This window comes from Bradyrhizobium sp. 956_D2_N1_4 (genome assembly GCF_052076025.1).
GTDB lineage: Bacteria > Pseudomonadota > Alphaproteobacteria > Rhizobiales > Xanthobacteraceae > Bradyrhizobium > Bradyrhizobium barranii.
In genome coordinates, this window is the sequence record NZ_CP197237.1 from 224,882 (window position 1) to 236,954 (window position 12,073).

14 protein-coding genes are annotated in these 12,073 nt (G+C 65.0%); 10 read left to right on the forward strand and 4 right to left on the reverse strand.

Annotation, left to right across the window (positions count from 1 at the left end; genetic code table 11):
* The first annotated feature begins 1 nt into the window (after position 1).
* The 5 genes from AB7535_RS01115 (at position 2) to AB7535_RS01135 (ending at position 3,787) form a co-directional block, all read left to right on the forward strand.
* Entirely contained in the window at positions 2-475 is a 474-nt protein-coding gene (locus AB7535_RS01115; protein WP_166082010.1) for a chemotaxis protein CheW, read from the forward strand.
* 71 nt (positions 476-546) lie between these two features.
* A complete protein-coding gene (locus AB7535_RS01120) occupies positions 547-912 on the forward strand; it encodes a response regulator (RefSeq protein ID WP_007600538.1) in 366 nt (121 codons plus the stop codon).
* 74 nt (positions 913-986) lie between these two features.
* A complete protein-coding gene (locus AB7535_RS01125; RefSeq protein ID WP_085403219.1) occupies positions 987-2,180 on the forward strand; it encodes a protein-glutamate methylesterase/protein-glutamine glutaminase in 1,194 nt (397 codons plus the stop codon).
* Positions 2,177-3,049, forward strand: coding sequence for a CheR family methyltransferase (locus tag AB7535_RS01130; protein ID WP_085403220.1), 873 nt, complete (start codon positions 2,177-2,179; stop codon positions 3,047-3,049). The genes AB7535_RS01125 and AB7535_RS01130 overlap by 4 nt, the downstream gene beginning before the upstream one ends.
* Positions 3,050-3,322: 273 nt before the next feature.
* On the forward strand, positions 3,323-3,787 hold the full coding sequence (locus tag AB7535_RS01135) for a hypothetical protein (protein ID WP_244623260.1): 465 nt from the start codon (positions 3,323-3,325) through the stop codon (positions 3,785-3,787).
* A 56-nt stretch (positions 3,788-3,843) separates the two neighbouring features.
* Here AB7535_RS01135 and AB7535_RS01140 read toward each other — a convergent pair whose 3' ends face one another.
* The 4 genes from AB7535_RS01140 to ctrA form a co-directional block, all read right to left on the reverse strand.
* Entirely contained in the window at positions 3,844-5,004 is a 1,161-nt protein-coding gene (locus AB7535_RS01140; protein WP_085403221.1) for a glutathionylspermidine synthase family protein, read from the reverse strand.
* 85 nt (positions 5,005-5,089) lie between these two features.
* The gene (locus AB7535_RS01145) at positions 5,090-5,482 is read right to left on the reverse strand and encodes a hypothetical protein (protein WP_085403222.1); all 393 of its coding nucleotides are present in this window, start codon (positions 5,480-5,482) and stop codon (positions 5,090-5,092) included.
* A 1-nt stretch (position 5,483) separates the two neighbouring features.
* A complete protein-coding gene (locus AB7535_RS01150) occupies positions 5,484-5,888 on the reverse strand; it encodes a DUF350 domain-containing protein (protein WP_014497691.1) in 405 nt (134 codons plus the stop codon).
* 170 nt (positions 5,889-6,058) lie between these two features.
* Positions 6,059-6,760 (reverse strand): response regulator transcription factor CtrA, encoded by a 702-nt coding sequence (gene ctrA / locus AB7535_RS01155; protein WP_008138878.1) that lies wholly within the window; start codon positions 6,758-6,760, stop codon positions 6,059-6,061.
* A gap of 431 nt (positions 6,761-7,191) precedes the next feature.
* On the opposite strand from ctrA, the gene fliI reads away from it, so the two are divergent.
* The 5 genes from fliI (at position 7,192) to AB7535_RS01180 (ending at position 12,038) form a co-directional block, all read left to right on the forward strand.
* A complete protein-coding gene (fliI, locus tag AB7535_RS01160) occupies positions 7,192-8,517 on the forward strand; it encodes a flagellar protein export ATPase FliI (RefSeq protein ID WP_085403223.1) in 1,326 nt (441 codons plus the stop codon).
* A 121-nt stretch (positions 8,518-8,638) separates the two neighbouring features.
* Positions 8,639-9,058, forward strand: a complete 420-nt coding sequence (gene fliJ / locus AB7535_RS01165; RefSeq protein ID WP_008138882.1) for a flagellar export protein FliJ — start codon at positions 8,639-8,641, stop codon at positions 9,056-9,058.
* A gap of 180 nt (positions 9,059-9,238) precedes the next feature.
* Entirely contained in the window at positions 9,239-9,784 is a 546-nt protein-coding gene (locus AB7535_RS01170; protein ID WP_041955015.1) for a sigma-70 family RNA polymerase sigma factor, read from the forward strand.
* 37 nt (positions 9,785-9,821) lie between these two features.
* Positions 9,822-10,883 carry an anti-sigma factor gene (locus AB7535_RS01175; protein WP_085403224.1) on the forward strand — a complete coding sequence of 354 codons (1,062 nt, stop codon included), beginning with the start codon at positions 9,822-9,824 and terminating at the stop codon, positions 10,881-10,883.
* 195 nt (positions 10,884-11,078) lie between these two features.
* Entirely contained in the window at positions 11,079-12,038 is a 960-nt protein-coding gene (locus AB7535_RS01180; protein ID WP_135215541.1) for a helix-turn-helix transcriptional regulator, read from the forward strand.
* Positions 12,039-12,073: the final 35 nt, after the last annotated feature.

Sequence of the window (12,073 nt, forward strand, 5' to 3'; positions counted from 1 at the left end):
TATGAGCAACAAGAAGACGCAGATCGGCGAAGGCGCCATGGTCGAATACGTCACCGCGATGATCGGCGGCCAGCTGTTCGGCCTGCCGATCTCCCGGGTCCAGGACGTGTTCATGCCCGAGCGCGTCACCCGCGTTCCCTTGTCCTCGCGCGAGATCGCGGGGGTGCTGAACCTGCGCGGCCGCATCGTCACCGTGGTCGACATGCGCGCCCGGCTCGGCCTGCCCAAGCCCGAGGACGGCAAGGCCCCGATGGCGGTCGGCGTCGACCTGCGCGGTGAATCCTACGGCCTCCTGATCGACCAGATCGGCGAGGTGCTGCGGCTTGCCGAGGCCGGCATGGAAGAGAACCCCGTCAACCTCGATCCCCGCATGGCCAAGCTCGCCGGCGGCGTCCACCGCCTCGACGGCCAGCTCATGGTCGTCCTCGACGTCGATCGCGTCCTCGAGCTCGCGCCCGAGATGATGGCGGCCTGATACGGCGGCATCGCCGCCGACGGACTCGCAATGGAAGTACCCCCACAAGGGGGTAGGAAGCAGAGGTTCACATGCGCACTTGTCTCGTCGTTGATGATTCCAGCGTCATCCGCAAGGTTGCGCGCCGGATCCTGGAGGGCCTCGACTTCCAGATTCTCGAAGCCGAGGACGGTGAGAAGGCACTGGAGGCCTGCAAGCGCGGCTTGCCCGATGCCGTGCTGCTCGACTGGAACATGCCGGTCATGGACGGCTACGAATTCCTTGGCCATCTCCGGCGGATGCCCGGCGGTGACCAGCCCAAGGTGGTGTTCTGCACCACCGAGAACGACGTCGCGCACATCGCCCGTGCGCTGCACGCCGGCGCCAACGAATACATCATGAAGCCCTTCGACAAGGACATCGTGACGGCGAAATTTCAGGAAGTCGGACTTATCTGAGCGAACATCCGGAGGCTGAACGGATCCTTCGGCGATTGTTTCAACTGAACCGTTTCAGTCTGAGTTGGTGAGTAATGAGTGTTGCGTTCGCAGGTAATTCGACCACGGGTCCGTCGCGCGACGCCGGGCCGCTGCGGGTGATGGTCGTCGACGACTCGGTCGTCATACGCGGTCTGATCTCGCGCTGGATCGGTGCCGAGCATGACATGGAGGTCGCGGCCTCGCTGCGCACCGGGCTCGAGGCGGTCAACCAGCTCGAACGCATCAATCCCGACGTTGCGGTGCTCGACATCGAAATGCCCGAGCTCGACGGCATCTCGGCGCTGCCGCAACTGCTGGCGAAGAAGCGCGATCTCGTCATCATCATGGCCTCGACGCTGACCCGCCGTAACGCGGAGATCAGCTTCAAGGCGCTGTCGCTCGGTGCGGCGGACTACATTCCGAAGCCGGAGTCGACGCGCGAAGCGTCGGCCGCGGACATCTTTCATCACGATTTGATCCAGAAGATCCGTCACCTCGGCGCGCGGCTGCGCCGCAGGCCCGCAGTCGCGAGCCCGCCGCTGGCGCCCGCGACCCCGGCGCCGGCTGCACGTGCACCGGCTGTCGTGCGGCCCGCCGCGCCCGTACCGGCTCTGCATGCGCCGTCGTCGGGGGCGCTGTCCACGCGCCCGTTCTCGGCCCACGCACCGAAGGTGCTGCTGATCGGCTCCTCGACCGGCGGTCCGCAGGCGCTGATGGCGCTCGTCACCGAGCTCGGCCCGGTGATCGACCGCTTCCCCGTGCTGATCACCCAGCACATGCCGCCGACCTTCACCACCATTCTCGCCGAGCACCTGGCGCGCGCGAGCCGCAAGCCGGCGGCCGAGGCGGTCGACGGCGAGCCGGTGAAGCCGGGACGGATCTACCTCGCGCCCGGCGGCAAGCACATGCGTGTCGTGCGCAGTGGCGCGGACGCGGCGATCGCGCTCGACGACGGTCCTGCCGTCAATTTCTGCAAGCCCGCGGTCGATCCGTTGTTCACCTCCGCCATCGACATCTGGCACGGTAACATCCTCTCGGTGATCCTGACGGGCATGGGCTCGGACGGCATGCGCGGCGGCAAGGACATCGTCGCCGCCGGCGGCAACGTGATCGCGCAGGACGAAGCCTCCAGTGTGGTCTGGGGCATGCCGGGCGCGGCGGCCAATGCCGGCATCTGCGCGGCGATCCTGCCGCTCAACCAGATCGGCGCCAAGGTCAACCGCCTGTTCGCGGGAGACCGCTCGTGACGCCGGTCGACTACGAATATCTGCGCAAGTTCCTGAAAGAGCGCTCCGGCCTCGATCTCTCCGCCGACAAGCAGTATCTCGTCGAGAGCCGGCTGCTGCCGCTTGCCCGCAAGGCGAGCTTGCCCGGCATTCCCGATCTCGTGTTGAAGATCAGGAACGGCGACGGCCGGCTTGCGACCGACGTGGTCGAAGCGATGACCACCAACGAGACCTTCTTCTACCGCGACAAGATCCCGTTCGATCATCTGCGCGAAACCATCCTGCCGGGCCTGCTCCAGGCGCGCGCGGCGCGCAGGTCGCTCCGCATCTGGTCGGCGGCCTCGTCGACCGGGCAGGAGCCCTATTCGATCGCGATGTGCGTGAAGGAGATGGGCGCGGCCTTCGCCGGCTGGCGCATCGAGATCGTCGCCACCGATCTGTCGCAGGAGGTGCTGGAGAAATCCAGGGCTGGCATCTACAGCCAGTTCGAGGTGCAGCGCGGCCTGCCGATCCAGCACCTGATGAAATACTTCACGCAAGTCGGCGAGCTCTGGCAGCTCAATGCCGACATTCGCGCGATGGTGCAGTTCCGCCAGCTCAATCTGTTGCAGGACTTCTCCCATCTCGGCACGTTCGACGTGATCTTCTGCCGCAACGTGCTGATCTATTTCGACCAGGACACCAAGGCCGTGATCTTCGAGCGCATGGCGAAGGGACTGGAAGCCGACGGCACGCTGCTGCTTGGCGCCGCCGAATCCGTCGTCGGCATCACCGACGCGTTCCGCCCGATCACCGAGCGCCGCGGTCTCTATCAGCTCAACCCCGCGCGCTCCGGCCGTCCGATGGGCGGATTGATGCCGCAGCCGCTGAAGGTCGCCGCGGCGAGGTGATTCGCCGAACGACAGGCAATCTCACTGAACGCCGTCGTCGCGAATGATCGGCAACAACTGGCGGATATCGTTCCGTCAGAGTGCGTGACGCTTCACACGCGTTTGAGCATTGCGGATTACTCGACTACCGCGCAATAGAGCTCGTGCCGCGATGCAATGCAATCGCGGCCCTGATCAGCATCTGACGGTTGTGCTATGCTGGCGATGGTCCCGCCGAACCGAGGCGGGATTCCATTCCATCATGAATTGTACTGAGGAGGACATACCATGCGAATGTCTTGTGCCTCGTATTTCTTGTTGGCGGCGCTTTCGTTGCCCGCCACTGCTCTCGCTGGCGAGCAGGTCCTCGAATTCAAGCTTGTCACCAAGCCGATGGACTTAAAGGTCACCGAGGTCGCGAACGTCGAAGGTCAGACGGTCATGTCTGGCAAAATGTTTGGCGTTGCCTTCTTCAAGGACGGCCGCGTTGCGGTGAAGGACTTCGTCCACTCCGCCGACCTGATCAAGGGCTCAGGACCCATCTACGGCTACAGCACCTACACCTTCGACGACGGATCCTCGATCACGGCGCGCTACGCCGGCGCGATCAAGGATGGTCGGGCGAAAGGCGAATACACAATCCTGTCGGGCACCGGGGCGTATGCAAACGCGACGGGCACGGGCGGCTTCGAAAGTGCGCAAGCCGGCTTCAAGGGCGCGGGCCTCTACGACGGGAGATTCATCGTCAAGACACCCTGAGTAAGCACGCAAGTCTCTGCGCTCGCGTCCCGTTCCGATGAGGTCGCGAGCGCATTTCACAAAATCGCGTGCGGCAGAAGCCGCGAGCGGTTTCCCGTGATCGGGCTCTCGTCCTCGCGGATCGACAGGCCGCACGGCTCGTGGTTCACCAGCCAGCTTCCCACCACAACGTAGAAGCCTGAGAAATTCGGCAGCGGTGACAATGCCTGCCGCACGAAGCCTTCTGCGCCGTAAGGTCCTGCCTGCTCGTCGAGCGGCATGCCTCCGGACACCAGCGTGACATTGGCGCCTTCGCGCGACAACAGCGGCTTGCGGACGTAGGAACTGCCGAGCTCGGCTGCCCGCGCGTCGTCCTCGAAGAAGGCCGGCAGCAGATTGGGATGGTTCGGAAACATCTCCCAGAGCAGCGGCAAAATGCCCTTGTTGGAGAGCACCGCCTTCCACGGCGGCTCGATCCAGCGTGTCGGCGCGCTCATCAGCTTGGCGCCGAAGGCGTCGTGGAACATCCATTCCCAGGGATAGAGCTTGAAGGCGAACGCGATGTCGCCGTCGTCGAGATCGACGAAGCCGCCAGGCTCGTCGCGCCAGCCGATCTCCTCGATGTCGAGCATCCTGGTCGAGAGCCCCGCCTGGCGCGCGGTGTCCTCGAGATAAGCGAGCGTGCCGGCGTCTTCCTCGTTGCCGGTGGTGCCGGTGAGATGGACATGGCGGCCTGCGGCAATCTCCTTCCACGCCGCGATCAGCCGCTCGTGGATGGAGTTGAACTGGTCGGCGCGCGCCGGAATGATGCGGCGTTCGATCGCCTGTTCGAGCCAGGTCCATTGAAACACCGCAGCCTCGAAGATCGAGGTCGGCGTATCCGCGTTGTATTCGAGCAGCTTTGCAGGCGACTGTCCGTCGAACTTCAGATCGAGCCGGCCATAGAGGCTGCGATCGTCGCGCTTCCAGCTCTCGGCGATCAAGCTCCAGAACGCCTCCGGAATCTTCAAGCGTCGCAGATAGCGCTCGTCACCGATCACGCGGCCGGCAAGCTCCAGGCACATCGCGTCGATCTCGGCTGTCGGCGTCTCGATGCCGCACTCGATCTCGTCGAGCGTGAAGGCGTAATAGGCACTCTCGTCCCAATAGCGTTCGCCGTCGATGGTGTGGAAGGCGAAGCCGCATTGTTCGGCGGTCTGCCGCCAGTCGTCGCGCTCGGGGCAGACGATGCGTCGCATGTTATTTCCTGCGCATGATCTCCGCGCAAACGCGTTCCGCGTTTGTCGCGAGGGAAAATCGGTGGCCGCTTTTCCGGATCATGCGCTAGCCGCCGCCCGAGAAGCCATGGCCGAACGAGCCGAAGCCGCCACGGCTCACGCTGCTGGAGCCTGAGTCCGAAGAGGTTCCCGATGAGGAATGGCTCGAGGAATCGCTGCTGAAGAAGCTCGATCGCGACGACCAGCGCGAGCTGCTGCCGTCGCTTCCGCCCGATGAACTGCTGCTACTGCTGCACGTCGTGGTCGTCTGGCCCGGCACGGCTCCGGGCGAGGGTTCGCAGTGCTGCCGCGGCATCAGCGTGTAGGCGGTGGTGCCGACCGCGATCGTGCCCATCACCAGCAGCGCGACATGGCCGGAGCGCTTCACAGGCGGACCCGATGGCGGCGCCACGGGCGCCGGCCGGCGCTTGCCGAACTCCTTTTTGGAGGGTTTGGCCATGTCAGTAGATCATGCAGGCGGCGTTCAACAGGCCCGCCGCGAGCGAAGACAGCCCGAGCCAGATCGCCGGCGCAAGCTCGCCTGCGGCAATCCGCGCCGACAGGTTCGGCACCGGGACCTTCACCAGAAAGAGCACGATGATCTGCACGATCAACGCGATGACCGCCCAGATCAGGCAGTCCAGCACATTGGCCGAATGCGCGATCGCGCTGACCAATGGCGCCACGAAGCCGAGCAGGCTGAGGCCGAGCGCGATCGCGGCGGCCGGCTCGTTGTCGCGGATGAGCTGGAACTCGTTGTGCGGGGTGATGCGGGTGTAGACGAACAGATACGCCACGATCGCGATCAGGCCGGTGCAGAAATAAACCAGGAAGGCGGGCAGGCCGGCCAGTGATTGCAGGATCATCGTTCCCCCATCGTGCAGCGACCATTCGTCGGCGGGGGGAGGATAGCGGTTCAATGGCGCAAGGACGATGAGGCCGCGTTGGCGTCCCCAAAAAACAAAACCCCGCCATTTGCGGCGGGGTCCAGGCTGGGAGGAGCGAGCCCCGGGGGCTCGCGACGTAAACTTAGTGATCAGGCGGGAATGCGCTCTTCGTGCTCGTGCGGCTCGCGCAGCACGTAGCCGCGGCCCCACACGGTCTCGATGAAGTTGCGGCCCTCGGAAGCGTTGGCGAGCTTCTTGCGGAGCTTGCAGATGAAGACGTCGATGATCTTCAGCTCGGGCTCGTCCATGCCGCCATAGAGGTGGTTGAGGAACATTTCCTTGGTGAGCGTCGTACCCTTGCGGAGCGAGAGGAGCTCCAGCATCTGGTATTCCTTGCCGGTCAGATGCACGCGCTGGCCGCCGACTTCCACCGTCTTGGTGTCGAGGTTGACGACGAGGTCGCCGGTCTGGATGACCGACTGGGCGTGACCCTTGGAGCGGCGCACGATCGCGTGGATCCGGGCTACCAGCTCGTCCTTGTGGAAGGGCTTGGTCATGTAGTCGTCGGCGCCGACGCCGAGACCCTTGACCTTGTCCTCGATGCCGGCGAGGCCGGAGAGGATCAGAATCGGTGTCTTGATCTTGGAGACCCGAAGCTGCTTGAGCACGTCGTAACCGGACATGTCGGGCAGATTGAGGTCGAGAAGAATAATGTCGTAATCGTATAACTTACCGAGATCGACGCCTTCTTCCCCCAAATCGGTCGTGTAGACGTTGAAGCTCTCAGACTTCAGCATCAGCTCGATCGACTGCGCGACGGCGCTGTCATCTTCAATCAGCAAAACGCGCATGCCAGTTCCCCATAGTCGCCGCTCCTGGGCGTCAGGTCGGCCGCATTCGCGGCACTCAACAAAACGCCTTTGAACAACTGATTCGGATCCTGACAACAGATGGTTAACAAACTCTGATTCTGGAACGCAAGTCCCCCCGGTGCAATTTTTGTCGAATCGCCCTAAGGTCTTGCGCGCGAAGCAGCTTTCGTCACCCCGTACCGTTCAAGTTCCACTTTAAGAGACGGGCCTAACCGACTCCCGCGACTCAGCCTTCTTCTGAAGGGGAGTCACGCTCAGTCACAAAGACAGTGACGCAATGATTAACGATGCGGGTAAACACGAAGTTAAGCGCCGTTCAGAAATATGGCGAAACTTAAGTCTTTCGCCATGAAGCCCGGGATCGGAGGCGATCACCTTATGAAGGTCCTCTTATTAAAGGCGCGCCCCTGATGAAGGCTCTTGCCGAACAGATCGGCGACATCGACGGCGTCAACATCTATGGCCGCGTGGTCGGCGTTCGCGGCCTGATGGTCGAAGTGGCCGGACCCATTCACGCGATGTCGGTCGGTGCGCGGCTCGTGATCGAGACCGGCGCGAACCGTTCCATTCCCTGCGAGGTGATCGGCTTCTCCGGCAACAACGCTGTCGTGATGCCGTTCGCCGGCCTGGACGGGGTGCGCCGCGGCTGCAAGGCCGTCATCGCCAATGCCGCCAATCAAGTGCGTCCGTCGTCGGCCTGGCTCGGCCGCGTCGTCAACGCGCTGGGCGAGCCGATCGATGGCAAGGGGCCATTGCCGCAGGGCCCGGCGCCGATGCCATACCGCAATTCGCCGCCGCCGGCGCATTCGCGCAAGCGCGTCGGCGCCCCGCTCGATCTCGGCGTGCGCGCGATGAACACGTTCCTCACCTGCTGCCGCGGCCAGCGCATGGGCATTTTCGCAGGGTCCGGCGTCGGCAAATCGGTGCTGCTGTCGATGCTCGCGCGCAACGTCGATGCCGCGGTCAGCGTCATCGGGCTGATCGGCGAACGCGGCCGCGAGGTCCAGGAATTCCTGCAGGACGACCTCGGCGAGGAGGGCCTGGCGCGCTCTGTCGTGGTGGTCGCAACCTCGGACGAGCCGGCGCTGATGCGGCGCCAGGCCGCCTATCTGACGCTCGCGGTCGCCGAATACTTTCGCGATGAAGAGAAGGACGTGCTCTGCCTGATGGACTCGGTCACGCGCTTCGCCATGGCCCAGCGCGAGATCGGCCTGTCCGCCGGCGAGCCGCCGACCGCCAAGGGCTATACGCCGACCGTGTTCACCGAGTTGCCGAAGCTTCTGGAGCGCGCGGGGCCGGGCCTCGGTGAGGGCGCGATCACCGCGATCTTCACGGTGCTGGTCGACGGCGACGACCATAACGAGCCGATCGCGGATGCCGTCCGCGGCATCCTCGACGGCCATATCGTGATGCAGCGCTCGATCGCCGAGCGCGGCCGTTACCCCGCCATCAACATCCTCAAATCCGTCTCCCGCACCATGCCGAAATCGGCCGATCCGCAGTTCTGGCCGACCATCCAGCGGGCCCGCCAGGTGATGGCGACCTATGCCGACATGGAGGAATTGATCCGGCTCGGGGCCTACCGGGCCGGCTCCAGCCCCGAGGTGGACGAGGCGATCCGGCTGCACGAGCCGCTGGAGGCGTTCCTGCGCCAGCGCAAGGACGAAAATGCATCACTGGCGGACGGCTACCGCCAGTTGGCGCAAATCCTCGGTGATTTGGAAACGGAACGCTAACTTTGTCAGGTCATCATCCGCTCTCACAGAGTAGCAGAGCCGGTCTTGGCCCTATCAGGGCCTGTGGGGAGACCGGTGACGTCCCACGTGCAGCCAGGGGACTTCTGGGGAGTATGAGTCGATGAAGTCACGTGATACCCTCATCCGCCTGAAGAAATTTCAGGTCGACGAGAAGCGCCGCCGGGTCACCCAGATCGAGACCATGATCGCCGACTTCCAGCGGATGTCGACCGATCTTGAACGCGAGATCACGACCGAGCAGGAGCGTGCCGGGATCAACGATCCCTCGCACTTCGCTTATCCGACCTATGCCAAGGCCGCGATTCAGCGCCGCGAGAACCTGACCCGCTCGGCCGACGAACTGAAGGGCCAGCTCGACGAAGCCAAGGCCGCGCTGGCCGAAGCCTTCGAGGAACTGAAGAAGGTCGAGCTCCTCGACGAGCGTGACCAGGCCCGCGAGCGCGCCGAAGAAAACGCCCGCGAGCAGGCCGACCTCGACAGCATCGGCCTGATGCGCGCCCGCATCGGCGCCGTCGCCTGACGGCGCAGCCAGCGGTCCAACAGCCGAGAATTCGTCGAACCCGGACCCGCAAGGTCCGGGTTTCGCGTTTGCTATCCACAGTGTGGCGCGCCGCCCCTTGGTGATGGGCTTTGCCGCGCGCTATGGTAGCGGAGTGCCAGGGCCTGCGCCGAACGCGACAGGCCGTGCGTGGGGGGCTGAATGCTGACGCCAGCAGAGCTGGTCGGGCTGATTGGGGAGGTCGCCAGGGGCGATCAGGCCGCGTTCGAGCGCCTCTACGTCGCCACGCGCGCGAAACTCTATGGCGTCGTGCTCCGTATCTTGCGTCGACAGGATCTCGCAGAGGAGGTCATTCAGGAGACCTACGTCAAGATCTGGAACGGCGCGGGCCAGTTCAATCCGGCCTTGTCGTCGCCGATCACATGGATGGCATCGATCGCGCGCAACCGCGCCATCGACATCGTGCGCAAGAAGACGGAAGTCTCCATCGAGGAAGAGCCGCAGGCGATGGAAGTCGCTGCCGACAGCCCCGATCCGCTGGCGCGGAGGGAGATGACCGAGGAGTTGAAGCGGCTCCTGGAATGCATCGGCCGGCTCGAGCCGGATCGTCAGAGGCTCGTGCTTCTCGCCTATTACAACGGCTGGAGCCGCGAGCAATTGGCGGAAAAATTCGCCGCGCCCGTCAACACGGTGAAGACGTGGCTCCGGCGCAGCATGTTGGATATCCGCGAGTGCCTCGGACTATGAGGACTTGCATTGTGAGGGTGGTTCTGGACTGGAAGTGATGGCCTACACGGAGGACCATATCGCGCTCGCCGCGGAATATGCGCTCGGTACGCTCGACGCCAGTGAGCGCGCGCAGGTCGAGACCATGATGGCCGTGGACAAGGCGTTCGCCGATGTCGTGCAGGCCTGGGCTTACCGGCTCGGCGTCCTCAACCAGATGGTCGGCTCGGTCGAGCCGCGTCCGATCGTGTGGGAGAACATCCGGTCCGAGCTTGCGCGGACGGACTTTGCGCAGGAGACGCCTGCGCCGGAAGCTTCGCCGCCGCCGCCACCTGTGCCCGAGTCCTCCTCGATCGAAGCTGCACCGCCTGAGCTGGCGCCGGACGCCGTGCCGCAACCGGAGCTGCAGCCTTCCGAAGCAGAGCAGCCCGGGACGGCGCGGCCGGCACCCGATGCGCTTCCCGACATCGCGCCGATATTCATGCCGCAGGTCCATGCACCCGATCCTGACGTCGCGCGCGCGCCGCCGGCGCCGGTTGCCGACAACAGCAATGTCATCCGGCTCGAGGGCCGCGTGAAACGCTGGCGCACGATCGCCTCCGCGGTGGGCGCGCTTGCGGCTGCACTGCTGGTGACGCTGTCGCTTCAGATCTTCCAGCCCGATGCGCTGCCGGGCGGCTTGCGCCCGGCGCCGCGCATCCAGACGGTGGAAGTGAAGACGCCGGCGGCGCCGCTCACGGCTGCTGCGCAGTATGTCGCGCTGTTGCAGGGCCAGGGCGGCGGTCCCGCCTTCATCCTCACCGTCGACGGCGCGACGCGGAATTTCACCGTGCGCAAGGTGGGCGCGACTCCGGAGGCCGGCAAGAGCTTCGAGCTCTGGCTGATCTCCGACAAGCTGCCGCGTCCGCGCTCGCTTGGCGTGATTGGCGCGGGCGATTTCACCGCGCGCCCGGTGCTCGGCTCCTTCGATCCCGAGGTCGTCAACGGTGCGACCTACGCCGTCACCGTCGAGCAGGCCGGCGGCTCGCCCAACGGCCAGCCGACCTCGGCTCCGGTGTTTTCCGGCAAGCTGATCGAGACCGTGCCGCCGTCTCAGCCGCAGGCGCCCGCGAAGAAGTAGGTGTCGTGGCGCCGTAGCCCGGATGGAGCGCACACGGCGCTCGACCGTCGCCAAGGTCCGTCCAGCCGTCGCACCCCGACAAGTCCCGCCGAATCCACTCCCGCGTTGAACCTCCCCGCAATCCACGGCGTCAAATGCCCGGAATTTGCAGTCGGCGCCGCACATCATGGCGCCGGAAAAGGGGCTAGAAGTCAGATGGACGCAGCTAAGACGCCGGGCATCTTCGTCCACCAATATGCGGGCCTTCCGCATGGTCCGGCCTTCGAACATTGGCGCGAGCGGGCCTTCGGTCCCTGCGGCCTCGACGTCGGGCCGAGCCATGGCGACAACATCGATTGCCGGCTCCAGGTCAGCGTGGTCGACAATATCGCGTTGGCCATTCCCGAAGGTGCCTCCGCGCAATACTCGCGCACGCAGAGCCATCTGGCCGACGGCAGCGACGATCTGGTCCTGATCGCCGCGCATGCGGGTCTAGTCCGCGTCGGGCAGAACGGCCACACCGTTGAACTTGCGCCTGCGCAGATGGTGCTTGTCGACATGGGCGTCACCGGCACCGTCGGCCACACCCAGGAAGATCGCTTCACCAGCATCCGCATGCCGCGCCGCGCGCTGCTCGACATCAATCCGCGTGCCGAGGACAAGCTGTCGCAAGTGCTCTCGGACGGCGCGGTGGCCGAGACGATCTTCCGCTACCACGCACTCGCCGCCAACCACGCGCCGCATCTCGACGCCGTCGGCCAGCGCCTGACCGCGCAGCACGTGATCGATCTCGTCGGCCTGCTGCTCGGCACCGATGCGGAGCATGCAAGCCTCGCGCGCGGTCGCGGACATGCGGCGGCCCGTCTCGATCTCATGCGTGCCGACGTGATGGCCGCGCTCGGCCGCAACGATCTCTGTCTGTCCGAGATCGCGACGCGCTCAGGGCTCAGCCCGCGCCAGGCGCAACGCTTGTTCGAGCAGGCCGGCACGACCTTCACCGAATTCGTGCTGGAGCAGCGCCTGGTGCTGGCGCGCAAGCTGCTCGGCGATCCCCGCGCGAGGGCGCGCAAGATCAGCGACATCGCGCATTCCTCGGGCTTCTCCGACCTGTCCTATTTCAACCGCGCCTTCCGCAAGCGTTTTGGCGCGACGCCGTCGGAGCTGCGCGAGGCCTGAGCCGCGATTTTATGCAGCGGAGCGGCGCCGCCGCA